The sequence below is a fragment of the Aeromonas media genome (genome assembly GCF_020423125.1).
In the GTDB taxonomy this organism is placed as follows: Bacteria; Pseudomonadota; Gammaproteobacteria; order Enterobacterales; family Aeromonadaceae; genus Aeromonas; species Aeromonas media.
This window is the reverse complement of sequence record NZ_CP075564.1, coordinates 4,392,501-4,415,838: the sequence shown is the minus strand read 5'-3', so window position 1 is coordinate 4,415,838 and position 23,338 is coordinate 4,392,501. Positions and strand designations below refer to the sequence as shown.

At 61.0% G+C, this 23,338-nt stretch carries 22 protein-coding genes (1 of these 22 running past the window's edge); 11 read left to right on the top strand and 11 right to left on the bottom strand.

All coding sequences use genetic code 11. From position 1 onward, the window contains the following. Positions 1–250: 250 nt before the first annotated feature. Positions 251–1,201 (bottom strand): transposase, encoded by a 951-nt coding sequence (locus tag KI797_RS20420; protein WP_226170829.1) that lies wholly within the window; start codon positions 1,199–1,201, stop codon positions 251–253. A gap of 458 nt (positions 1,202–1,659) precedes the next feature. On the opposite strand from KI797_RS20420, the gene KI797_RS20415 reads away from it, so the two are divergent. Further along, positions 1,660–2,640: an IS5-like element IS5 family transposase gene (locus KI797_RS20415; protein ID WP_026141915.1), complete on the top strand. Its 981-nt coding sequence runs from the start codon at positions 1,660–1,662 to the stop codon at positions 2,638–2,640. A gap of 401 nt (positions 2,641–3,041) precedes the next feature. Here the strand turns inward: KI797_RS20415 and glyS are convergent, their stop codons facing one another. Together glyS and glyQ are read right to left on the bottom strand one after the other, a co-directional pair. Next, on the bottom strand, positions 3,042–5,111 hold the full coding sequence (gene glyS, locus KI797_RS20410; RefSeq protein ID WP_226170828.1) for a glycine--tRNA ligase subunit beta: 2,070 nt from the start codon (positions 5,109–5,111) through the stop codon (positions 3,042–3,044). A gap of 9 nt (positions 5,112–5,120) precedes the next feature. Next, entirely contained in the window at positions 5,121–6,044 is a 924-nt protein-coding gene (glyQ, locus tag KI797_RS20405; protein WP_025328800.1) for a glycine--tRNA ligase subunit alpha, read from the bottom strand. 221 nt (positions 6,045–6,265) lie between these two features. On the opposite strand from glyQ, the gene KI797_RS20400 reads away from it, so the two are divergent. The 6 genes from KI797_RS20400 (at position 6,266) to KI797_RS20375 (ending at position 9,226) form a co-directional block, all read left to right on the top strand. Continuing rightward, positions 6,266–6,835: a DNA-3-methyladenine glycosylase I gene (locus KI797_RS20400; protein ID WP_226170827.1), complete on the top strand. Its 570-nt coding sequence runs from the start codon at positions 6,266–6,268 to the stop codon at positions 6,833–6,835. A 299-nt stretch (positions 6,836–7,134) separates the two neighbouring features. Beyond that, positions 7,135–7,389 carry a hypothetical protein gene (locus KI797_RS20395; protein WP_025328798.1) on the top strand — a complete coding sequence of 85 codons (255 nt, stop codon included), beginning with the start codon at positions 7,135–7,137 and terminating at the stop codon, positions 7,387–7,389. Between the two features lie 44 nt (positions 7,390–7,433). Then, positions 7,434–7,706 carry a hypothetical protein gene (locus KI797_RS20390; RefSeq protein ID WP_226170826.1) on the top strand — a complete coding sequence of 91 codons (273 nt, stop codon included), beginning with the start codon at positions 7,434–7,436 and terminating at the stop codon, positions 7,704–7,706. An 82-nt stretch (positions 7,707–7,788) separates the two neighbouring features. Beyond that, a complete protein-coding gene (locus tag KI797_RS20385; protein WP_005323912.1) occupies positions 7,789–8,043 on the top strand; it encodes a hypothetical protein in 255 nt (84 codons plus the stop codon). Positions 8,044–8,162: 119 nt separating this feature from the next. After that, the gene (locus KI797_RS20380; protein WP_005323913.1) at positions 8,163–8,405 is read left to right on the top strand and encodes a hypothetical protein; all 243 of its coding nucleotides are present in this window, start codon (positions 8,163–8,165) and stop codon (positions 8,403–8,405) included. A gap of 164 nt (positions 8,406–8,569) precedes the next feature. After that, positions 8,570–9,226 carry an OmpA family lipoprotein gene (locus KI797_RS20375; protein ID WP_202048029.1) on the top strand — a complete coding sequence of 219 codons (657 nt, stop codon included), beginning with the start codon at positions 8,570–8,572 and terminating at the stop codon, positions 9,224–9,226. A 145-nt stretch (positions 9,227–9,371) separates the two neighbouring features. Here the strand turns inward: KI797_RS20375 and KI797_RS20370 are convergent, their stop codons facing one another. After that, positions 9,372–9,716 carry a RidA family protein gene (locus KI797_RS20370; protein ID WP_106885435.1) on the bottom strand — a complete coding sequence of 115 codons (345 nt, stop codon included), beginning with the start codon at positions 9,714–9,716 and terminating at the stop codon, positions 9,372–9,374. 21 nt (positions 9,717–9,737) lie between these two features. Then, on the bottom strand, positions 9,738–9,983 hold the full coding sequence (tusA, locus tag KI797_RS20365; RefSeq protein WP_182786987.1) for a sulfurtransferase TusA: 246 nt from the start codon (positions 9,981–9,983) through the stop codon (positions 9,738–9,740). Positions 9,984–10,264: 281 nt separating this feature from the next. On the opposite strand from tusA, the gene KI797_RS20355 reads away from it, so the two are divergent. Then, on the top strand, positions 10,265–10,456 hold the full coding sequence (locus KI797_RS20355) for a hypothetical protein (RefSeq protein WP_005323922.1): 192 nt from the start codon (positions 10,265–10,267) through the stop codon (positions 10,454–10,456). A 45-nt stretch (positions 10,457–10,501) separates the two neighbouring features. Here the strand turns inward: KI797_RS20355 and KI797_RS20350 are convergent, their stop codons facing one another. The 6 genes from KI797_RS20350 to KI797_RS20325 all read right to left on the bottom strand — a co-directional run bounded on the left by KI797_RS20350 (position 10,502) and on the right by KI797_RS20325 (position 19,760). Further along, positions 10,502–11,758, bottom strand: coding sequence for an ABC transporter substrate-binding protein (locus tag KI797_RS20350; RefSeq protein WP_226170824.1), 1,257 nt, complete (start codon positions 11,756–11,758; stop codon positions 10,502–10,504). Positions 11,759–11,763: 5 nt separating this feature from the next. Next, positions 11,764–13,209: an ATP-binding protein gene (locus KI797_RS20345; protein WP_218410812.1), complete on the bottom strand. Its 1,446-nt coding sequence runs from the start codon at positions 13,207–13,209 to the stop codon at positions 11,764–11,766. A gap of 70 nt (positions 13,210–13,279) precedes the next feature. Further along, positions 13,280–14,002: a response regulator gene (locus KI797_RS20340; RefSeq protein WP_005323928.1), complete on the bottom strand. Its 723-nt coding sequence runs from the start codon at positions 14,000–14,002 to the stop codon at positions 13,280–13,282. 283 nt (positions 14,003–14,285) lie between these two features. Beyond that, the gene (gene fadA, locus KI797_RS20335) at positions 14,286–15,449 is read right to left on the bottom strand and encodes an acetyl-CoA C-acyltransferase FadA (protein WP_264160717.1); all 1,164 of its coding nucleotides are present in this window, start codon (positions 15,447–15,449) and stop codon (positions 14,286–14,288) included. A 21-nt stretch (positions 15,450–15,470) separates the two neighbouring features. Next, positions 15,471–17,618 carry a fatty acid oxidation complex subunit alpha FadB gene (gene fadB, locus KI797_RS20330; RefSeq protein ID WP_226170819.1) on the bottom strand — a complete coding sequence of 716 codons (2,148 nt, stop codon included), beginning with the start codon at positions 17,616–17,618 and terminating at the stop codon, positions 15,471–15,473. A gap of 204 nt (positions 17,619–17,822) precedes the next feature. Continuing rightward, positions 17,823–19,760 carry an acetoacetate--CoA ligase gene (locus KI797_RS20325; RefSeq protein WP_226170817.1) on the bottom strand — a complete coding sequence of 646 codons (1,938 nt, stop codon included), beginning with the start codon at positions 19,758–19,760 and terminating at the stop codon, positions 17,823–17,825. A gap of 196 nt (positions 19,761–19,956) precedes the next feature. Here KI797_RS20325 and pepQ point away from each other — a divergent pair, with 196 nt between their 5' ends. The 3 genes in view from pepQ to KI797_RS20310 are tightly spaced (at most 36 nt apart) and all read left to right on the top strand, a layout consistent with a single transcriptional unit that may run on beyond the window. Next, complete coding sequence (gene pepQ / locus KI797_RS20320) at positions 19,957–21,279, top strand: Xaa-Pro dipeptidase (RefSeq protein WP_226170814.1); 1,323 nt, start codon at positions 19,957–19,959, stop codon at positions 21,277–21,279. Next, positions 21,279–21,896 carry a YigZ family protein gene (locus tag KI797_RS20315; protein ID WP_226170811.1) on the top strand — a complete coding sequence of 206 codons (618 nt, stop codon included), beginning with the start codon at positions 21,279–21,281 and terminating at the stop codon, positions 21,894–21,896. The genes pepQ and KI797_RS20315 overlap by 1 nt, the downstream gene beginning before the upstream one ends. 36 nt (positions 21,897–21,932) lie before the next feature. Next, positions 21,933–23,338, top strand: the 5' portion of a protein-coding gene (locus tag KI797_RS20310) for a TrkH family potassium uptake protein (protein ID WP_043128965.1). The gene runs 52 nt beyond the window's last position; the window shows 1,406 of its 1,458 coding nt (coding positions 1–1,406); it begins with the start codon at positions 21,933–21,935; its stop codon lies beyond the right edge, outside the window.

The window sequence follows — 23,338 nt, the reverse complement described above, 5'->3', positions numbered from 1 at the left end:
GCAGACTGATTCGAAGGCATGAAACTATGGGGTCTCTTAATTGGGACACCCACCTGATGGGAAATGGTGGGCAATCTGAAAGACCCATTCGTGTGCAGACTGATTCGAAGGCATGAAACTGTGGTGGTAGTGCGATCCATGAGCTTTAGCGAGCGTCAGTGGCTGCGAGTTGGCAATCAGTGCCCGTGCGGCGTCAACGAGGGCTGCTGTCATCTATCTATTGGTGGTGAACTCGCGAGGCTTGCAGGTATCAAGGACTGGGCTGATAACATCGCGTCTGGCCACAATGGGCGGCGTAGCGCTGGCAGCAAAGCTTGTCACCTATCGCTCTGATACCGTGGCGCCGAAACAGGGTGACTTGCCCCAACCATTGCCCCTCTTCTATGCCCAAGCGCTGGAGCACTGGTGCGAGATGGTGCGGGATATGGCCATGCTTATCGAGGCGAATGGCCCGCCCTGTCCAATCCACCAGTGCCAGATAATCGGCAAAATGGCAGGGAAGTGCCTCTGGCTTCCCTTCTCTTGCAAAAGACAACAGCGAGGGGAGCTGTGTGGCTAAATCAGCGGTCTGCTCGATACGTTGCTGGATGCTGGTGAAGTCGCTCTCCTCCGGTGTGGTTGCGATGCCAGCTCGAATGGGATTGAGGTCGACATAGGTCATGCAGGCCAGCAGTGCCGACTCGGTGAGCAGGGCCTGGCTTTTGAAGCGCCCCTCCCAGAAGTGGCCCTTGCAGCCATCTTCCTGATTGGCCTGGCGGGCCAGCGACTCGTTCAGCAAGCGCACCAGCCAACTGATGGAATGGAGGCGCTCCCGCCACTGGGCGATCAGCTGGTGCACAACTTCCAGCTCGGGGGCTATCAGTTTCTCCCCCTGATACCAGCGTCGTACCAGCAAGGGCCACTGAAACAGGCGGGACCAGCGTTCAGCCACCTCCCGTTCACTCCATTCATGGGCAATGTTGGCCTGCACCTTGAGTACCAGATGATAGTGATTGCTCATCACGGCATAGGCGCAGATGCCGATGGCAAAGACCTGCGACAGCTGGCCCAGCTTGTCGGCAACCCATTGGCGCCTGTGCTCGTAGCTTTGGCCAGAGTGATCATCCTGGCCACAGAGAAAGGCGCGCCGGACACAGCGGCTGACCACGTGATAGTAAGGCGTATCGGCGAGGCTGATCTGGCGCGAACGGGCGATGGTCATAGCGGCTCTCCCCTTTGGTCTCTCGGTTTAAGGAAAGTGGAGGGGGAGTGAGTTGTCAAAGAGGTGGGTGTCCTAGCTTTTATTGCCGGACACAGCGGCTGACCACATGATAGTAAGGCGTATCGGCGAGGCTGATCTGGCGCGAACGGGCGATGGTCATGATGGCTCTCCCCTTTGGTCTCTCGGTTTAAGGAAAGTGGAGGGAGAGTGAGTTGTCAAAGCTGGGGCTAGGTGGGTGTCCCAGCTTTTCTTGTCTTTCGGTTTAAGGAAAGTGGAGGGGGAGTGAGTTGTCAAAGCTGGGATTTGGTGGGTGTCCTAGCTTTTTTTTTGGTGTCCTAGCTTTTTTCTAGCTTTTTCTTCACAACTTTTTATGCCCTACGGGCAACTTAGGGAAGGTGCGAACAAGTCCCTGATATGAGATCCTGTTTGTCATCTGGAGCCATGGAACAGGGTTCATCATGAGTCATCAACTTACCTTCGCCGACAGTGAATTCAGCAGTAAGCGCCGTCAGACCAGAAAAGAGATTTTCTTGTCCCGCATGGAGCAGATTCTGCCATGGCAAAACATGGTGGAAGTCATCGAGCCGTTTTATCCCAAGGCTGGTAATGGCCGGCGACCTTATCCGCTGGAAACCATGCTACGCATTCACTGCATGCAGCATTGGTACAACCTGAGCGATGGCGCGATGGAAGATGCTCTGTACGAAATCGCCTCCATGCGTCTGTTTGCCCGGTTATCCCTGGATAGCGCCTTGCCGGACCGCACCACCATCATGAATTTCCGCCACCTGCTGGAGCAGCATCAACTGGCCCGCCAATTGTTCAAGACCATCAATCGCTGGCTGGCCGAAGCAGGCGTCATGATGACTCAAGGCACCTTGGTCGATGCCACCATCATTGAGGCACCCAGCTCGACCAAGAACAAAGAGCAGCAACGCGATCCGCAGATGCATCAGACCAAGAAAGGCAATCAGTGGCACTTTGGCATGAAGGCCCACATTGGTGTCGATGCCAAGAGTGGCCTGACCCACAGCCTAGTCACCACCGCTGCCAACGAGCATGACCTCAATCAGCTGGGTAATCTGCTGCATGGAGAGGAGCAATTTGTCTCAGCCGATGCCGGCTACCAAGGGGCGCCACAGCGCGAGGAGCTGGCTGAGGTGGATGTGGACTGGCTGATCGCCGAGCGCCCCGGCAAGGTAAGAACCTTGAAACAGCATCCACGCAAGAACAAAACGGCCATCAACATCGAATACATGAAAGCCAGCATCCGGGCCAAGGTGGAGCACCCATTTCGCATCATCAAGCGACAGTTCGGCTTCGTGAAAGCCAGATACAAGGGGTTGCTGAAAAACGATAACCAACTGGCGATGTTATTCACGCTGGCCAACCTGTTTCGGGCGGACCAAATGATACGTCAGTGGGAGAGATCTCACTAAAAACTGGGAATAACGCCTTAAATGGCGAAGAAACGGTCTAAATAGGCTGATTCAAGGCATTTACGGGAGAAAAAATCGGCTCAAACATGAAGAAATGAAATGACTGAGTCAGCCGAGAAGAATTTCCCCGCTTATTCGCACCTTCCCTAATGAAAATGGGGCGCATATATATCTCTTGTATAAATAAAAACAAAACTTACACGTGACAAACACTATATTTTTGATGATTAAAATATACAAGGATAAATGTGTTGTTAATCAATTTTTCAATTCATGGTTACAGTGCTTAGTTGCATATAGTCATGAGTACGTACATTTTTTAGGTTTTTTCACATTGATACTTTTGTAAATTGAAACGGCGCCTTACGGCGCCGTTTTTAATACCACTCAACCAACCAAAATCACTGCAGCAGGGAGATATCCGCCACTTGCAGGAACAGGTTGCGCAGGTTGTTCAGTAGCGCCAGACGGTTGGCCTTGAGGGCTTCGTCGTCGGCCATCACCATCACCTCGTTGAAGAAGGTGTCGACCGGCTCGCGCAGGGCGGCCAGACGGGTGAGGGCAGCCTGATAGTCACCGGCAGCGAACAGCGGCGCCAGTTCGGCTTGCAGGGCAGCAACCTGAGTGGCCAGCGCCTTCTCGGCGGCATCGACCAGCAGTTCCGGTTTGACGGCAGTCGGCAATTCGCCTTCAACCTTGGCCAGAATGTTGCTGACGCGCTTGTTGGCAGCAGCCAGGGCCAGTGCGGCATCCAGACTGCGGAAGTGGCTGACGGCCTTGACGCGGCGATCGAAGTCCAGCGGACGGGTCGGGCGGCGGGCCAGTACGGCCAGCACCACATCGGCACCGATGCCTTCGTCTTGATAGGCGGCGCGAAAGCGCCCCAGCATGAAATCGACCACGTCGGTGACGACGGTTTTGTTGGTCAGCTTGTCGCCGTAGACGCGTACCGCTTCTTCAACCAGTTCAACCAGATCCAGATCCAGCTGCTTCTCGGTCATGATGCGCAGGGCACCGATGGCGGCGCGGCGCAGGGCGAACGGATCTTTGTCACCTTTGGGCAGCATGCCGATGCCGAAGATACCGGCCAGGGTGTCGAGCTTGTCGGCCAGCGCCACGGCACAGGCTTCCAGAGCGGACGGCAGGGCATCACCGGCGAAGCGCGGCATGTACTGCTCGTTCAGGGCCACGGCCACCACCTCGTCTTCGCCGTCGTGACGGGCGTAGTGCATCCCCATGACACCCTGGGTGCTGGCGAACTCGCCGACCATGTTGGTCATGAGATCGCACTTGGAGAGCAGACCGGCGCGCTTGGCCTGAGCCACGTTGGCACCGATCCGCTCGGCGATGAAGCCGGCGACGGTCTCGATGCGCTCGACCTTGGCCTTGACGGTACCGAGCTGTTGCTGGAACAGCACGGTTTCGAGGCGCGGCAGGCGCGAAGCCAGGCTCTGCTTCAGATCGGTCTTGAAGAAGAACTCGGCGTCAGAGAGACGGGGGCGAACCACCTTCTCGTTGCCGCTGATGATCTGGCTCGGGTCCTTGGACTCGATGTTGGTGACGAAGATGAACTTCGGCAGCAGCTTGCCGCTCTTGTCGTAGACCGGGAAGTACTTCTGGTCACCCTTCATGGTGTGCACCAGCGCCTCGGCGGGGACGGCCAGGAACTTCTCTTCGAAGTTGGCGGTCAGCACCACCGGCCATTCGACCAGTGCGGTGACTTCTTCCAGCAGGGCGTCGTCCAGATCGGCGACGCCACCGAAGGCGGCGGCCGCCGCTTCGACGTCAGCCTTGATCTTGGCCTTGCGGGCCATGAAGTCGGCCATCACCATGCCGCGTTCCAGCAGGATCTGCGGGTACTGGCTGGCGTTGTCGATGGTGAATTCCGGCTCGCCCATAAAGCGGTGACCGCGGATGGTGCGGGCGGAGTCGATACCCAGGATGGTGGCGGGCACCAGCTCGCCATCCAGCAGCAGGGTCACGGTGAACACCGGACGCACGAACTGGATGCTCTTGTCGCCCCAGCGCATCATCTTGGGGATGGGCAGCTTGGCCAGTGCGGAGGCGACCAGTTCACCCAGCAGCTCGCGCGCCGGACGACCTTCGACCTTGGCGGTGTGGACCAGCCACTCACCCTTGTCGGTGACCAGACGCTCGGCCTGTTCGACCGTGATGCCGTTGCCACGGGCCCAGCCTTCGGCGGCCTTGGTCGGCTTGCCATCGGCATCGAACGCCTGGGAGACGGCCGGGCCGCGCTTCTCGACGCTCTTGCTCGGCTGCTCGCTGGCCAGGTTGCTCACCTTCAGCGCCAGACGGCGCGGTGAGGCGAACCATTCGACGTCGCCGCAGGCCAGATCGGCCTTGGTCAGCTCGGCTTTGAAGTTATCAGCAAAGGCTTCGGCCAGGGAGCGCAGCGCCTTGGGGGGCAGCTCGGCGGTGCCGATCTCTACCAGAAATGTATGTTGTGCCATGTCCGTTCCTTAACCTTGCTTGTTCTCAGTGCGCTGACACATGGGGAAGCCCAGCGCCTCGCGGGAGGCGTAGTAAGCCTCGGCCACGGCCTTGGTCAGGGTGCGAATGCGCAGGATGTAGCGCTGACGCTCGGTGACCGAGATGGCCTTGCGGGCATCCAGCAGGTTGAAGGAATGCGCGGCCTTGAGGATGCGCTCGTAGGCGGGCAGGGGCAGCGGTTTTTCCAGTGCCAGCAGGTGCTGGGCTTCCTTCTCGTACTGCTCGAAGCAGTGGAACAGGAAGTCCACGTCGGCGTGCTCGAAGTTGTAGGTAGATTGCTCCACCTCGTTCTGGTGGAAGACGTCGCCGTAGGTGGTCTTGCCCAGGGGGCCGTCGGACCACACCAGGTCATAGACGCTGTCCACGCCCTGGATGTACATGGCCAGACGCTCGAGACCATAGGTGATCTCGCCGGTGACCGGCTTGCACTCGAGGCCGCCAACCTGCTGGAAGTAGGTGAACTGGGTCACTTCCATGCCGTTGAGCCAGACTTCCCAGCCCAGACCCCAGGCACCCAGCGTCGGGTTTTCCCAGTTGTCTTCCACGAAGCGGATGTCGTGGATCTCGGGATCCATGCCCAGCTCTTTCAAAGAGCCGAGGTAGAGTTCCTGGATGTTGTCGGGGGAAGGCTTGATGATCACCTGGAACTGGTAATAGTGCTGCAGGCGGTTCGGGTTCTCACCGTAGCGGCCGTCGGTGGGACGGCGGGACGGTTGCACGTAGGCGCAGGCGATGGGCTCCGGGCCCAGGGCGCGCAGGCAGGTCATGGGGTGGGAGGTACCGGCACCCACTTCCATATCCAGCGGCTGAATGATGGTACAGCCCTGGCGGGACCAATAGTCCTGCAGCTGCAGGATCAGGCCCTGAAAGGTTTTGACATCGAATTTTTGCATAGTGTTTTTCGCGCGAAGTGAAATCAGAGCAAGATTTGCTGAATGTGAACCGAAGGAGTATACCGTCTGGCATGGTCGGATAATAGGCGAAATTGTAGGGGATTCATGGGGCGGGGCTGCGCCGGGCCTGGTTGGCCCGGGATGGAAGCCCCGTCATATCGCCGATGAAATCCCCTTGTCGGACAGAGAGTCGGACAGAGAAAAATAACAGGAGACGAGGAATGGAACTGCGCTGCGCCTGGGTGACCAGGGACCCGGAATATATCGAATACCATGACAAGCAGTGGGGGCGGCCGGTGCGCGACTCCCGCGAGCTGTTTGCCAAGCTCTGCCTCGATGGTCAGCAGGCGGGGCTCTCCTGGATCACTATCTTGAAGCGCACCGACAGCTATTACCGCGCCTATGCCGACTTCGATCCCAGGCTTATCGTCCGGTTCGACGAGCAGGATGTGGAGCGGCTGATGCAGGACAAAGGCATCATCCGCAACCGCCTCAAGGTGCAGTCGATCATCAAAAACGCTCGCGCCTATCTGGCGCTGGAGGCCCAGGGCATCGACTTCGCGGACTATCTGTGGGCCTTTGTCGGCGGCGTCCCCATGGTCAACCAGCGGCAGGGTAACGGCGACATACCGGCGACCTCGCCCGAGTCGGATGCCATGGCCAAGGCCCTCAAGAAGCTCGGCTTCACCTTCGTCGGCAGCACCATCTGCTACGCCTTTATGCAGGCGGTGGGCATGGTGAACGATCATCTGGTGACCTGCCCCTGTCACGCCGCCTGCCAGCAAGGTTAGGGTGGAACGAGAAAGGAAGAAGGGAGGCCAGCAGCCTCCCTTCTTCCTTTCTGGCCTCGAGGCCAACGGACATCTCGCCAGGATCTGACGCCAGGGTGAGGGCGTTCACGCGGCTCGATTTTACCTCGGGCGGCAGCCTCCTCTGCCGCGCCGCCATGCGGGCCCTGGTCCTGGTGAACGATCATCTCGAAGCCCGCCCCGACAGGCCCCCTTTTCGGCGCCCGGTACAGCCGGGATACAGTCATTCCTGTTCAAGATTGCTGTATCCAAATCTAAGTCCCCATCAACGAGGCAGTCCCATGTCACTGAATTCATTTCGCCACCGCACCCTCGGCACCCTGATCCTGGCGGGTTGCTCCCTGCTGGCGACCCTGCCCGCCCAGGCGGCCGATCGCCAGGATGCCCGCGACGTGCGTCAGGAAGTCCGTCCCGAGATCCGTGAGGCCAAGATCGATTGTCGTGAGGCCAACAATAAGGACAACTACGAGTGCCGTCAGGACAAGCGTGAAGTGAAACAGGACGTGCGCGAGAAGTCCCGCGACGTCAAATACTGATCCAGCACCACAGACCTCAGCCCGATCAACCAGGGAGCCTCGTCATGAACATTTCAATTCCTCACCCGGCTCGCAGCGCCTTGCTGTCAGCCTTGCTGGTCGGCTGTACCCTGTCGGTGGCCCTGCCGGCCCAGGCAACCGAACAAGCCCAGCAGCGCCGCCAGGCTCGGGATCTGCGCCAGGACGTCCGTCAGGAGTCTCGCGAACAGAAACGGGATTGCCGCCAGGAGGAGTTCCTGGGTAACGCCGACTGCCGCCAGGAGCATCGCCACAACAAGCAAGAGGCGCGCGACGCGGCTCGCGATATCAAATATTGATTCGAGAGCAGGGGCTCGCCGACCCCATCTTCCATGACGGCAGCCGAACCAGGTTGCCGCATTAACTTACATTGGAGTCCTTATGACTATTTCCGTATCCCGCCTGAGCGCCGCCCTGCTGACCGCCTGCACCCTGTTCGCCGCCGTGCCGGCTCAAGCCACCAATCAGGGTGAGCAGCGCCAGGACGCCCGCGACATCCGCCAGGACGGTCGTCAGGAATCCCGTGACGCCAAGCAGGAGTGCCGTGAGGGCCTGGTCGGCAATGCCGATTGCCGTCAGGACAACCGCGACAACAAGCAAGAGAACCGCGACGAGGCTCGCGACGTCAAATATTGATCCCGACAAGCCGCCTCCCTGTCGGGTCGCCATGCCGGGCCCGTCCCGCGGTGATCTTGACCCCAGTGTATAATTCAGACATCCCAAGCCGGTGTATTTCGTTTAGCCAAGGAGCCACCATGAAGAAGACCGTATTCGCGCTGCTTGCAGCCACCGCCTTGTTGGCTGCCCTGCCTGCACAGGCAACCAAACAGGCCCAGGAGCGTCGCGAGGCGCGCGATGTGCGTCAGGATACCCGTCAGGAATCCCGCGACGCCAAGCAGGAGTGCCGCGAAGGCCTGGTGGGCAATGCCGATTGCCGTCAGGAGCACCGCGACAACAAGCAGGAAGGGCGTGACGAGGCGCGCGACATCAAATATTGATGTCCGGCCTGCCCGGGCAGGCAGTACTCATGCCGTTCACGGCATGACACAGGGGGCTTTGGCCCCCTTGTTCATATCCGCAATGCGCGCGTCACACTCTGGCGCCTCTCTGGGTTAGAATGCGCGGCCATCGGCTAGAGTCGTTCTTTTTCAGAGGTTTTTTCATGCATTTCAAGAAACTGGTTCCTGCACTTGCCCTGACCATCGCCATCACTGGCTGCACCACCAACCCCTATACCGGTGAATCCCAGACCTCCAAGGGCGCCTGGGGTGCGTTGGCGGGGGCCGCGACCGGCGCTGCCGTGGGCGCGCTCTCCTCCAGCAAGGGTGATCGCAAGAAGGGCATACTGACCGGCGTGGCCGCCGGCGCCGCCCTGGGCGGCGGTATCGGTTACTACATGGACGTGCAGGAAGCCAAGCTGCGCGAGAAGCTGCAGGGCACCGGTGTCAGCGTGACCCGCAACGGCGATCAGCTGATCCTCAACATGCCGAACAACGTCACCTTCGACAGCTCCAGCGCCCAGCTCAAAGCCGCCGGTGCCAACACCCTGTCCGGCGTGGCCATGGTGGTGGCCGAGTTCGACAAGACCCGCTTGAACGTGGTCGGTCACACCGACAGCACCGGCTCCCGCGAGCTGAACATGAAGCTCTCCGCCCAGCGCGCCGACGCCGTCGCCGCCCAGCTGATCGGTCAGGGCGTGACCGGCAGCCGCATCTCCACCAGCGGTGTTGGCCCGGATCAGCCGGTTGCCACCAACAGCACTGCCGCCGGCAAGGCCCAGAACCGTCGGGTGACCATTACCCTGACCCCGACCGCCTAAGTCGTTCAGGTTTTTGTAACGAAAAGGCCCCGCCAGTGATGGTGGGGCCTTTTGCTATGGGTGCCGTGGTCCGATGGTATCGGCGCTCTTGTCGCCCTTCTCCCCTCTCGGGAGAAGGGCCGGGGATGAGGGGGCGAACCGTGTCTCAGACTGCAGCGGTCAGCTGCACTTCTACCTTGTAGCCTTCGTGAGCCAAGCGGGCCTGCACGCAGGCGCGGACCGGTGCGGTACCGGCCGGGATCCAGGCGTCCCACTGGGCGTTGAAGGCGGCGATGTCGCCAATGTCCTTGAGATAGATGTTGGCCATCAGGATCTTGTCGACTCCGGAACCGTTGGCTTCCAGCAGGCGCTGCAGGCTGGTCAGTACTTCGCGGGTCTGCTGGTGGATGTCGGCCTCGTCGGTGGCGGGGACTTCCACCACATAGAGGGTGCCGTTGTGGATGACAACATCAGACCAGCGGGCCGTGGTGCCGATTCGGGTAATCGTCATGGATTGCTCCGGTACAGGGGCTTATTGACCCTTGCGGATCAGATAGCGATAGGGGGCCTGCTCTGTCTCGCTGGCGATCAGGGTGTGATCCATGAAGCGGCAGAAACTGGGGATGTCGCGGGTGGTTGAGGGGTCGTCGGCACTGACCAGCAGGGTCTCGCCATCCGCCATCAGCCGCACTTTCTTGCGGACCATCATCACGGGTTCAGGGCAACGAAGCCCGATTGCGTTCAACTCATGAGTCGCATCGCAGAATAAAGTACTCATCAATAATCAACCTTCAGCCGCACTTTCTTGCGCGCTATCGTCATGGGTTCAGGGCAACGAAGCCCGATTGCGTCCAACTCATGAGTCGCATTGCAGAATAAAGCACTCATAAATAATCAACCTTCAACCAATTCAGCTGCCAATGATACTCAAGGCGAAAAAATAATCAAATATCAGGGTGCTCTGCCAGCATATGTAACCAAAGTGTGATCCGGCTCTATCCAGACCTTGCCCGATGAGTAATATAAAAATTGAACCATATTCAACAAGGAGGTGTGAATATGCAGGTCTCCTACGGCAGATTGCAAGCCTACGCAGGCATGGGGTTCCTGTCGTTCGCCATGATAGTGCTGGGCAGCCCGATCGGAAACACCGGTACCTGGTTCGGATCCATGGTGATGATAGGGCTGGGGCTCTGGATAGAGCTCAGCGACTACTACGACGAGGATGAGGACGAAAACGATAAATCCTGAATCGGATGACGATTCACCCACAAAGGCGGAGCTATTCCGCCTTTGTCATTTCTGCTCCACGCCTGAGCGGGTCGAGCGCATGGCACGTTCCAGTTGCAGCGCCGTCTGTTCGGGATTGGCCCTGGCGTCGTTGAAGAAGCTGCTCAGCACATCCATGATCCCCTGGCGCATGTTGGTCGGAACCGCCATGCCCTCCGCCATGCTGGGCAGCAGATTGCCGTCCCGCTCCGCCCGCTGGAAATCATGGTAGGAGCGGATGGCGCAGCGATCGAACTTGCTCATGTCAGGCTGGGTGAGCGCCGGGATGGAGCCTTTCACCCGGTTGAACTCCTCCTGGAATCTGGGGGTCATCAGCAACCTGGCCAGCTCGCCCTGGGCTTGCAGCTGGGCGGGATCCCGCTGCTTGAACATGGCGATGGAATCGAGGTTGTAGCTGAACAATCCCTGGCTGCCCGGGCTTGGCAGGCAGTCGATGTCCTCCCCGGGTCGGTAGTTGCCGGCGCTCAGCTCCCCCTTCACCCAGTCCCCCATGATCTGCATGGCGGCGCCACCGCTCTCCAGCAGGTTGGTGGCCTGGTGCCACTTCAGGCCGGCGTATTTTTCCGGTACATAGGCGCGCAACTGCTGGAAGCGAGTCAGCACCCGCACCATGTCGGGGCCGGTCAGGGTGGCGCTGTCTTGCTCCAGGAACGCCTTGCGATAGAAGGTCTTGCCGCCTTCGCCGAGCGCCACCGTCTCGAACAGCACCGCCAGCTGCCAGGGCTCATTGCCGATGGCCAGCGGCGTGACGCCCTGTGCCTTGAGCTGCTCCGCCACCGTCATGAACTGGTGCCAGTCGGTGGGGGGCGTCAGCCCCAGCCGCTCGAACAGCTTGCGGTTGAGCCACAGCCAGTTGACGCGGTGGATGCCGGTGGGCACCGCCATCAGGGCACCGTTCTGGCTGAGGGTGTCACGGACCATGGGGGAGAGTTGCGGGTACCAGCCGAGGTGTTCGGCCATGGGGCTGAGGTCGCGCAGGAAACCCAGGCTGGCCCACTCGTGCAGCTCATAGCCCTTGAGGTGCGCCGCCTCCGGCGGGTTGGCCGCCAGTGCACGGCTTTTCAGCACCGTCATGGCGCTCTTGCCGCCGCCGCCCTGCACCGCGAAGTCGTTCCACTGGTTGCCCTGCTCGGCCCATTCCGACTTGAGTACCTCCACCGCCTTGGCCTCGCCGCCGGAGGTCCACCAGTGCAACACCTCGACTTGGGAGGCGCCGACGGGCAGGGACAACAGGGCGATGACAGGAAACGACAACCACTTCATAAGCTTTACTGCCTTGGTAGGGAGAGGGTGGCCTGCAGGCCGCCCTGGGGGCGATTTTCCAGCACCAGATCGCCGCCGTGGGCGTGGGCTATGTTGCGGGCGATGCCAAGACCCAGTCCGGTTCCGGCGGAATCCGTGCTGAGGCGGTAGTAAGGCTCGAAGATGCGCTCGAACTGATCTTCCGGCAGACCGGGGCCCTCGTCCATGATGAAGAGGATCAGCATCTCCTCGTCATCCATGAGGATGACGCGCACGCGATGGCCGTACTTGATGCCGTTGTCCACCAGGTTGCCGATGCAGCGCTTGAGGGCCAGCAGCTTGCCGCGATAGGGCCACTTGCAGTGCCCCTCTATGGTGAGCAGATCCTCGTGCAGGTTCATGGCTTCCGCCATCTGCTCCAGCAGGGCATTGATGTCGATGAGCTCGAGGTTCTCGTGAATGTCGGTCTCTTTCACCGTCTGCAGCGCCCCCTTCACCATCAGCTCCAGCTCGTCCAGATCCTTGTTGAACTTGGCTATCTGGGCTTCGTCGTCGAGCAGCTCGACCCGCAGCCGCAGCCGGGTGATGGGGGTCTTGAGATCGTGGGAGATTGAGCTGAACAGCCGCTCCCTGTCGTCTATGAAGCGGCGGATGCGCTGCTGCATGATGTTGAAGGCACGGGTCGCCGCCACTATTTCCGACGCCCCTTCCTCTTTGAGTGACGGCTGATCGATGTCCTTGCCGAGGTTGACCGCCGCCTTGGCCAGCCGACGCAGGGGCCGGGTCTGCCAGCGCACCAGCATGAAGGTGAAGAAGCAGAGGAAGACCGTCATCAGGGCGATGAAGCGCACCTGGTTGCTCGGCATGACGGTGTCATCCAGCGTCATGTAGGGGGCGGGCAGCAGGGCCGCCAGATAGAGCCACTCCCCCGGTTCGATCTCTATCTGGGTGACCAGCACCGGCGGATTGATGGGCTCGAGGGACAGGGTGTAGCGGGCCCAGGAGGAGGGCAGATCCGCCAGCAGGGTGTCGTTGTTGAAGACGTGCAGCTCCTCGGGTCGCGAGAAGTCCACCTTGATCGCCATGGCGTCGGATAGCTTGCGGGTCAGCACCTCCTGCACCTCCTTCAGCACCAGCGTCTTGCGCTCGCTGTCGGGGATGGCGCTGATGTGGATCTCCTCCTCGTTCAGCGACACGAAGAAGCGGCTGCCCCCCATGTTGCGCAGCTGGTCCAGCGCGATGTGGCGGTACTGCAGTGGCAGGGACTTGAAGAAGCTGACGGTGGAGGCAGCGGAGAGCGCCAGGTTGCGGGTGGTGCTGAGCATGCCCTCCAGCTCCCGCTTCTGGATCTGCTGCATCCAGATGCCGGTGAGTATGGTCTGGGAGAGCAGGATGGCGAGCAGCAACAGCAGCAGCATCCGTGACAGCAGGGAGCGGGGTACCAGTGCTTGCCAGAATCGCCGACTTCTCATGGGATTGGGTGCCTCTTGTCAGTCAGCATGTAGCCGCCAAGGCGACACCGTGCCGCTTGCCTCTCCCCTTTCACGGGATCTCGTGGACTTCCGCGATCAGCATGTAGCCGCTGCCGCGTATGGTCTTGATGATGCGCGGGCTCTTGCCGTTGTCACCCAGCTTCTGGCGCAGACGGCTTATCTGCACGTCGATGCCGCGCTCCATCGGCAGGCTCTCGCGGCCCCGGGTGGCATCGGAGATGGTGTCTCTGTCCAGCACCACGCCCGGTTGTTGCAGGAACATGCCGAGCAGCAGAGCGTCGCTGCCGGAGAGATCCAGCAGGCTGCCGTCGTCGTGGGTCAGCTGGTGGCTCAGGGTGTCCAGGGTCCAGTCGGCGAAGCGCAGGCGGCGGCTCGGCTCCTTCTCTTTCTCCGGCTGGCGGAATTCGGCGCGGCGCAGCAGCGCCTTGATGCGGGCCTGCAGTTCGCGCGGGCTGAACGGCTTAGCGATGTAGTCGTCGGCGCCGAGTTCCAGGCCGATCACCCGATCCGCCTCATCGGAGGCCGCGGTCAGCATGATGATGGGGACCTGGGAGTCGCGGCGGATCTGCTGACACAGGGTAAAGCCGTCGTCGCCGGGCATCATGATGTCCAGAATGATGAGGTCCGGGCTGTGCTGGGCGAGTTGCTGGCGCATCTCGTTGCCCTCGGCTGCCGTCAATACCTGGAAACCCGCCCGGGTCAGGTATTCGTTGAGCAGCTCGCGGATCTCCTGATCGTCGTCGACGATAAGCAGTTGTTTGCTCGTTGACATATGTATGTGCATCCACCCATTTTTTTGTGCAGATTGAACCTGTCGGGGGAGCAAAAAGCAAGCAAGGCCCCCCTCTAATGTGAAGTTATGGGCAATATAGCCCCTGAATTGGCGCTGATCGGTAGAACAGAATAAAAAAGGCCGACCCAAACGGGCCGGCCAACACGCAGATTCCGACGGCAGGATCACACCCCGTGTGGCGTGCTCCACAGACTCGACAACGGGCCGGACCGGCCGACCCCAACAAGAGAATGCTGGCTCACGTTCGCGTGAGCCGTTTAGATCACACCCGCTCGAACACGGTGGCGATACCCTGACCCAGGCCGATGCACATGGTGGCGACCCCCAGGGTGGCGTCCTTCTCCTCCATCAGATTGATCAGGGTGGTGGAGATGCGGGCACCGGAGCAGCCCAGCGGGTGGCCCAACGCGATGGCGCCACCGTTGAGGTTTACCTTCTCGTCTACCAGTTCCTGCAGACCGAGATCCTTGACGCAGGGCAGTGACTGGGCGGCAAACGCCTCGTTCAGCTCGAACAGGTCGATATCACCGACGGTCAGACCGGCACGCTTGAGCGCCTTCTGGGTCGCTGGCACCGGGCCGTACCCCATGATGGCGGCGTCGCAACCGGCCACGGCCATGGCCCGTACCTTGGCGCGGGGAGTCAGCCCCAGCGCCTTGGCTCTGTCCGCGCTCATCACCAGCATGGCGGCGGCGCCGTCGGACAGGGCCGAGGAGGTGCCGGCGGTGACGGTGCCGTTGACCGGGTCAAACACCGGGCGCAGCTGGCTCAGGGTGTCGACCGTGGTCTCCGGGCGGATCACCTCGTCGTAGTCGTAGAAGAAGCGGGCGCCACTGGCGTCATGGCCTTCCAGCCCGACGATCTCTCTGGCGAAGCGCCCTTCCACGGTCGCGGCATAGGCGCGGCGGTGGGAGCGGGCGGCAAACTCGTCCTGCTGCGCTCGGCTGATGCCGTGCAGCTTGCCGAGCATTTCGGCGGTCAGCCCCATCATGCCGGATGCTTTCGCCACGGATTTCGCCATGCCGGGGTGGAAGTCGACGCCATGGCTCATCGGCACATGGCCCATGTGCTCGACGCCGCCGATGATGAAGATATCCCCATCACCCACCTGAATGGCGCGGGAGGCATCGTGCAGCGCCTGCATGCTGGATCCGCACAGCCGGTTGACGGTGACCGCCCCCACCTGCTTCGGAATACCGGCCAGCAGGGCGGCGTTGCGGGCGATGTTGAAGCCCTGTTCCAGGGTCTGCTGCACGCAGCCCCAGTAAATGTCCTCGATCTCGTTCGGGTCGAGGTTGGGGTTGCGCAGCAGGATGGAGCTCATCAGGTGCGCGGACAGATCTTCTGCACGCACGTTGCGGAAGGCGCCGCCCTTGGACCGGCCCATGGGGGTCCGGATACAGTCGACAATGACTACGTCTTTCATGAATGGATCTCCTTTCCGCAATCAGTAGAAGGTTTTGCCCTGGGCGGCCATCTCACGCAGCTTGTCGCTGACGCGGTAGAGCGGGCCCAAGTCGGCATACTGGTCGGCCATGGCCACGTAACGATCCAGACCGATAGTGTCCAGATAGCGGAACACGCCACCACGGAAGGGAGGGAAGCCCAGACCGTAGACCAGTGCGATGTCGGCTTCGGCTGGCGTGGCGACAATGCCCTCTTCCAGACAGAGCACCACCTCGTTGATCATGGGGATCATCATGCGGGCTATGATGGCGTCCTTGTCGAACTCCTGCTTCGGCTTGGCAATGGGGGCCAGCAGCTCGTAGCTAGCTGCGTCGGCCACCTTCTTCGGCTTGCCCTTCTTGTCCTGCTCGTAGGCGTAGAAGCCCTTGCCATTCTTCTGACCGAAGCGGCTCACTTCGTACATCACGTCGATGGCGGTGCGGCCTTCCTTGCTCATACGTGCCGGGAAACCTTGCGCCATCACGTCACCGGCATGGTGACCTGTATCTATGCCGACCACGTCCAGCAGGTAGGCGGGGCCCATCGGCCAGCCGAACTCCTTCTCCATCACCTTGTCGACGGTCGCAAAGTCGGCGCCATCGGCGACCAGCTTGTTGAAGCCGAAGAAGTAGGGGAAGAGCACCCGGTTGACGAAGAAGCCCGGGCAGTCGTTGACCACCACAGGGGACTTGCCCATGGCGGCGGCGTAGGCCACCACGCGGTTGATGGTGTCGTCCGACGTCTGCTCGCCGCGGATGATCTCCACCAGGGGCATGCGGTGCACCGGGTTGAAGAAGTGCATGCCGCAGAAGTTCTCGGGGCGCTTCAGCCCCTTGGCCAGCAGGGAGATGGGGATGGTGGAGGTGTTGCTGGCGAGCACGGCGTCTTCGCCAATGATCCCTTCCACTTCGCCCAGTACGGCGGCCTTCACCTTGGGATTCTCGACCACGGCTTCAACCACCACATCCACATGCTTGACGTTGTCATAGCTGAGGGTCGGGGTGATGGCAGAGAGCACCTGGCCCATTTTGATGCCGTCGATGCGGCCCTTCTCGAGCTGGCCGTTGAGCAGCTTGGTGGCTTCGCCCATACCGAGTGCCAGCGCCTTCTCGTTGATGTCCTTCATCACCGCCGGGATGCCCTTGCTGGCAGACTGGTAGGCAATACCGCCCCCCATGATGCCGGCACCCAGTACGGCGGCGTGGCTTGTGGCCTTGGCAGCCTGCTTGGCCGCCTTCTTGGCCAGCGCCTTGATGTGCTGATCGTTGAGGAAGATACCGACCAGCGCCTTGGCCACGTCGGTCTTGGCCAGCTTGATAAAACCCTGTGCCTCGACGTTGAGCGCCTCGTCACGGCTCATGCCGGCGGCGGCTTCGACGGTTTTCACCGCCGTCATCGGCGCCGGATAGTGTTTGCCCGCCACGGCGGCAACCATGCCGGCGGCGGTGCTGAAGCTCATCATGGCTTCCAGCTTGGAGAGGCGCAGCGGGGCCTTCTTGGCGGCGCGGCGGCTCTGCCAGTCCAGCTTGCCCGCGATGGCGTCTCTCATCATCTGCACGGCGGCGCTCTGCAATACTGCGGGGGCGACCACGGCGTCGATGGCCCCCACCTTGAGGGCGTCATCGGCACGGACATCCTTGCCGGTGGTGATCCACTCCAGGGCGTTGTCGGCACCGATCACCCGCGGCAGACGGACGGTGCCGCCAAAGCCCGGCATGATGCCGAGCTTGGTCTCGGGCAGGCCAATTTTGGCGGTGGTGTCAGCCAGACGGAAATCGGTGGAGAGTATGGTCTCGCAGCCGCCGCCCAGGGCGTGGCCCTTGATGGCAGAGAGGGTCGGCACCGGCAGATCTTCGATGGCGCTGAAGATGTCGTTGGCCTTTTTCAGCCAGCCGAGCAGATCTTCTTGCGGCAGATCGAACAGTTCCAGGAATTCGGTAATGTCGGCGCCGACGATGAAGGCGTCTTTGCCGGAGGTGAGGATCAGACCTTTTAGTTCACGTTCTTGTTTTAATGCGGCGATCGCTTCGCTCAGCGAGAGCAGGGTAGCGCGATCCAGCTTGTTGACTGAACCCGGGGCATCAAACCTCAGCTCGGCAATGCCGTGTTCGAGGTAGCTGACCGACAGGGTTTCGCCTTGGTAGATCATGAGAGTGTCTCCTTGTTCCCACGCGGTGGGGGGCTTTGCTCCTTTCTCCCCAGCAGGGGGCGAGGCTCACTATTGATCCAAAAGGAGACATTTTCAACACCTATTTAAAACATTTGTTTAACAGTTATCGAGTAAAAGCTCTTCATCACGGAACGGGCAAAAGAGAGGCGCCTTGCGGCGCCTGCTCTTCAGATGAGTTGTTTGTCAACTGGCCAGCTCGGGGCGATCACGATACTGGTTCAGCACCTCGGGGTCGGCGAGGGCATGGGTGTTGTTGACGGGCCTGTTGTGCACTACTTCCCGCACCGCCAGCTCCACTATCTTGCCGGACTTGGTACGGGGGATGGCATCCACCTGCAGAATGCGGGCCGGCACGTGACGGGCGGTGCAGTGCTGCCTTATTTGCTGGCAGATGCGCTCGCGCAGGGGCTCGTCCAGCTTGCAGCCCGCCTTGAGCTTGACGAACAACACCACCCGCTCGTCCTGCTGCCACTGCTGGCCGATGACGATGCTCTCCTCTACCTCGTCGAGCTGCTCCACATAGCGGTAGATCTCGCTGGTGCCGATGCGCACGCCACCCGGGTTGAGAGTGGCGTCGGAGCGGCCGTAGAACAAGATGCCGCCGGTCTGGGTCAGCTCGATCCAGTCGCCGTGGCACCAGACGTTGTCGAACCGCTCGAAGTAGGCGGCGTGGTACTTTTCGCCGTTTTCGTCGCCCCAGAAGTAGATAGGCTGGGCCGGGAAGGGTTTGGTACAGACCAGCTCGCCCTTCTCCCCTTGCACCGGCTGGCCGGCCTCGTTGAATACCTGCACCGCTAGGCCGAGGCCGCGTCCCTGACTCTCACCGCGATAGACGGGACTCAAGGGATTGCCGATGACGAAGCAGGAGCAAATGTCGGTGCCACCTGAGATGGAGCTGAGCTGCACATCCTGCTTGATCCCCTGATAGACATAGTCAAATCCCTCCGGCGACAGCACAGAACCCGTGCTGCATATAAGTCGCAAGTGCGGCAAGTCGTGGGTGTTGATGGGGGCATAACCCTGCTTGTGCAGGGCATCGAGATACTTGGCGGAGGTGCCAAACAGGGAAACTCCTTCATCGCGGGCGAGATCCCACAACACGTTGCCGTCCGGGTAGAAGGGGGATCCGTCGTAGAGCACCAGGGTGGCGCCAGAGGCGAGGGCGCTCACCAGCCAGTTCCACATCATCCAGCCACAGGTGGTGAAGTAGAAGACGCGCTCCCCCGGCTTGATGTCGCAGTGCAGCTGGTGCTCTTTCAGGTGCTGCAGCAGGGTGCCGCCGATGCCGTGGACGATGCACTTGGGTTTGCCGGTGGTGCCTGAGGAGTAGAGGATATAGAGCGGATCGTTGAAGGCCATGGGCTCGAAGGTGAGCTGGGCACCGTGCTGGCTTGCCAGCAGCTGCAGCCAGTCGTGGCCGAGCTGCAGGGGATTGCCCAGCAGGGGGATCATCACCGTCTGCTCTATGCTGTCGATTTGGCTCACTACGCTGGCGACCTTGGCCTGAATGTCGATGGCCTTGCCCCCATAGCGATAGCCATCCACCGCGAACAGCACCCGGGGGCGGGTCTGGCCGAAGCGCTCCACCACGCTGGCCTCACCGAAATCGGGGCTGGTGGAGGTCCAGATAGCGCCGAGGCTGGTGGTGGCCAGCATGGCGACCACGGTTTGCGGGATGTTGGGCAGGTAGGCGGCCACCACATCACCCCGACTAATGCCCTGGCTGCGCAGCCACTGAGCCAGCCTGGCGACCTGATCTGCCAGCTCGGCCCAGCTCAGGGTCTGGCTCGTATCCCCTTCGAGGCGGGAGATGATGGCTGGGCTCTCGTCCTGGCGGCGCAGCAGGTTCTCGGCGAAGTTGAGCCGACTGTCGGGGAACCAGCGGGCGCGCTGCATCTCCTGGCGGTTCTCCGCCACTATGTTGCCGAGCTCTCCCTTGACACCGCAGTGCTGCCACACCAACGGCCAGAAACGGGTGGTCTTCTCCACCGACCATTGATAGAGGTCGGCGTAGCTGCGTAGTTGCAGGCCGTGGAAGTGGTTGACCTCGGCCATGAACTGCTGGAGGTTGGAGTGCTGCATCCTGTCTTGATCCGGTTTCCACAGACAAAGGTTTTGCATGAATCGTTCCTGACTGCTGATATCTACTGTCTGTGGGCAGTGTATTGAATTGTTCTTTATTTGTTAATTGTTGGTTTTCGTTTCATAACAAAAACCCCCTGACCTATGCGTTACCTCACGAAGCGAAAGCCTGGCGGCTCGAGCCTTGATTCGCTTGATGTTATGCTGAAGTCACATTCGCCCGGAGCAGGACGCCATGAGCACTTACAGCCAACTTTTTGCCCAGCATCTCGATACCCTTCAGCGGCGCACCCGCGACATACTGCAACAGCAGGGGCTCAGCGGACTGGCTATCCATTCCGGCCAGACCCACCGCATCTTCCTCGACGATCAGGATTACCCTTTCAAGGTGAACCCCCAGTTCAAGGCCTGGTTGCCGGTGCTGGACAACCCTCACTGCTGGTTGCTGGTGGACGGGGTGAGCAAGCCGGTGCTGCTGTTCTACCGGCCGGTGGATTTCTGGCACAAGGTGGCGGACCTGCCCAATGCCTTCTGGGTCGACTTCTTCGACATCCGCATCCTGACCCGGCCTGAACAGGTGGCGGATCACCTGCCTGCCGACAAGCAGGAGTGGGCCTATCTGGGTGGTCATCTCGAGGTGGCCCAGCTGGTGGGACTGGGGCAGCCCAACCCGGAGGCGGTGCTCAACTACCTGCACTATCACCGTGCCTACAAGACACCCTATGAGCTGGAGTGTCTGCGCGATGCGAACCGGCTCGGGGTGCGCGGTCACATCGCTGCCAAGGACTCCTTCATGGCGGGGGCGAGCGAGTTCGAGATCAACCTCGCCTACATGAAGGCGGTCGGGCAGGGGGCCAATGAGGCGCCCTACGGCAACATAGTCGCCATCAACCGGAACGCGGCCATCCTCCATTACACTCATCTGTCGACCCAACGGGTACCGGATGCGGAGCGCCACTCCTTCCTGATCGATGCCGGGGTGGATTATCACGGCTATGCCTCCGACATCACCCGCACCTGGGCCTGGCGTCGGGGCGAGTTTGCCGATCTGATCGCGGCGCTGGATGTGCAGCAGCAGGAGATCATCGCGGAGATCAAACCGGGCCGCCGTTACAGCGAGCTGCATCTGCAGATGCACCACAGACTGGCGCGCTTGCTGCAGGCCACCGAGCTGGTGGACATGTCGGTGGACGAGATGATCCACACCGGCGTCACCAATGTGTTCTTCCCCCATGGGCTCGGCCATTTCCTCGGCCTGCTGGTGCACGATGCCGGTGGCTTCATGCAGGATGAGCGTGGCACCCACCTGGCGGCGCCCGAGCAGTTCCCCTATCTGCGCTGCACCCGGGTGATGGAGGTGGGTCAGGTGTTCACCATAGAACCCGGCCTCTACTTCATCGACAGCCTGCTGGAGCCGCTACGCCGCGGCGAGCAGGGCAAGCGGGTTAACTGGAACAAGGTCGAGGCGCTGCGTCCCTTTGGTGGCATCCGGATCGAGGACAACGTGGTCCTGCATGGGGACGGGGTGGAGAACCTCACCCGGCAAGCAGGGCTCTGATGGTCGCAGACTACGCCATACCAGCCGCGCCGCTGGAGCTTTGCGAGGAGAGCAAGAAGAGTCGCTTCATCACCCTGATTGCCCATGCGCCGACGGTCGAGGCCGCCAAGGCCTGGATCGGCGAGGTGAAGCGGCAGCACCCGACGGCCCGGCACCATTGCTGGGCCTTCGTCGCCGGGGCGCCTCAAGACAGCCAGGTCTATGGCTTCAGCGATGACGGCGAACCCTCGGGCACAGCGGGCAAGCCCATGCTGGCCCAGCTGATGGGGGCTGGCATCGGCGAGGTCGCGGCCGTGGTGGTGCGTTACTACGGTGGTGTTCTGCTCGGAACCGGCGGCCTGGTCAAGGCCTATGGCGGCGGTGTGGGGGCGGCGCTCAAGCGGCTCGAGACCCGCATCAAGCGTCAGCAAACTCCTTCCCTTATCTGCTGCGACTATGGCGACATGGGGGTGGTGGAAGCCCTGATCTCGGCCCATCAGGGTCAGTTGCTGGCCGCCGATTATGGTCAGCAGGTTTGTTTGCAGGTGGCCTGGGATGCTGCCATCTGGAGTCAGGTGGATCAGAAAATGACAGACCGAACCCATGGCCGGGTATCTCTTCGCCCCTTAGATGGCTAGAATCCATCGCTCTTTTAGCCTGAAGGGGGAGCCAGAATGCAAATTCTGAGCATCATTCGTATCGTTGGTCTCTTGGTCGCGCTGTTCAGCTCGACCATGTTGCTGCCAGCGATGGTTGCTTTTGGGTATCGCGATGGTGGCGGTGCCGAGTTTGTGAACTCCTTCTTCATCGCCCTCCTGCTCGGTGCCCTGCTCTGGTTCCCCAATCGCCATCAGAAGAAAGACCTCAGATCCAAGGAAGGCTTCCTCATAGTGGTGCTGTTCTGGGTGGTGCTGGGCAGCGTGGGGGCCGTCCCCTTTATCATCAGCGACGTGCCGAACATGTCGGTTTCCGAAGCCTTCTTCGAATCATTCTCCGGCCTGACGACCACGGGGGCAACAGTGCTGACCGGGCTGGACAGCCTGCCGAAGGCCTTCCTCTTCTATCGCCAGCTGCTGCAATGGCTGGGAGGCATGGGGATTATCGTGCTGGCGGTGGCCGTTTTGCCCTTGCTCGGCATCGGGGGCATGCAGCTCTATCGCGCCGAGATCCCGGGGCCGGTCAAGGACAACAAGGTGACCCCGCGCATCGCCGAGACGGCCAAGGCGCTCTGGTTCATCTACCTGTTGCTGACCACCCTCTGTGCCCTGGCCTACTGGATGGCGGGGATGACGCTGTTCGATGCCATCTGCCACTCCTTCTCCACCTTGTCGGTGGGCGGCTTCTCGACTCACGATGCCAGCATAGGTTTCTTCAACAGCCCGGCCATCAACCTGATCACTGTGCTGTTCCTGCTGCTGGCCAGCGTCAACTTCGCCCTGCATTTCATGGTGTTCGCCCACAAGCCAGTGCGATTGAGCAGCTATCTGCGGGACTCCGAATTGAAGGTGTTCCTGGCCATCCAGGGCGTGCTGGTGCTGATCTGCTTCGTATCCCTGCTGTTCCACGGCCACTACGCCACCTGGCAGGAGGCGCTCAACCACGGCCTGTTCCAGGCGGTCTCCCTTGGCACGACCACGGGCTACAGCACGACCAGCTACGCCGACTGGCCCTCCTTTCTGCCCATGTTACTGATGTTCTCGGCCTTTATCGGCTGCTGTGCCGGTAGCACGGGGGGCGGCATCAAGGTGATGCGATTCATGATCCTGTTCCTACAGGGGATGCGCGAGCTCAAGCGACTGGTGCACCCGCGGGCCATCTATACCCTGAAGCTGGGGCGGCGTGCGGTACCCGAGCGGATCGTCGAGGCGGTGTGGGGCTACTTCGCCACCTATATCATTCTGTTCTTCATCTTCATGCTGTTGTTGCTGATGACAGGGCTGAACGAGGTGACCGCGTTCACGGCAGTAGCGGCCGCCTTCACCAACGTGGGACCCGGGTTAGGTGAGGTATCCAGCAACTTTGGCAACATCTCGGCGACGGCACAGTGGATCCTGGTGGTCGCTATGCTGTTTGGCCGATT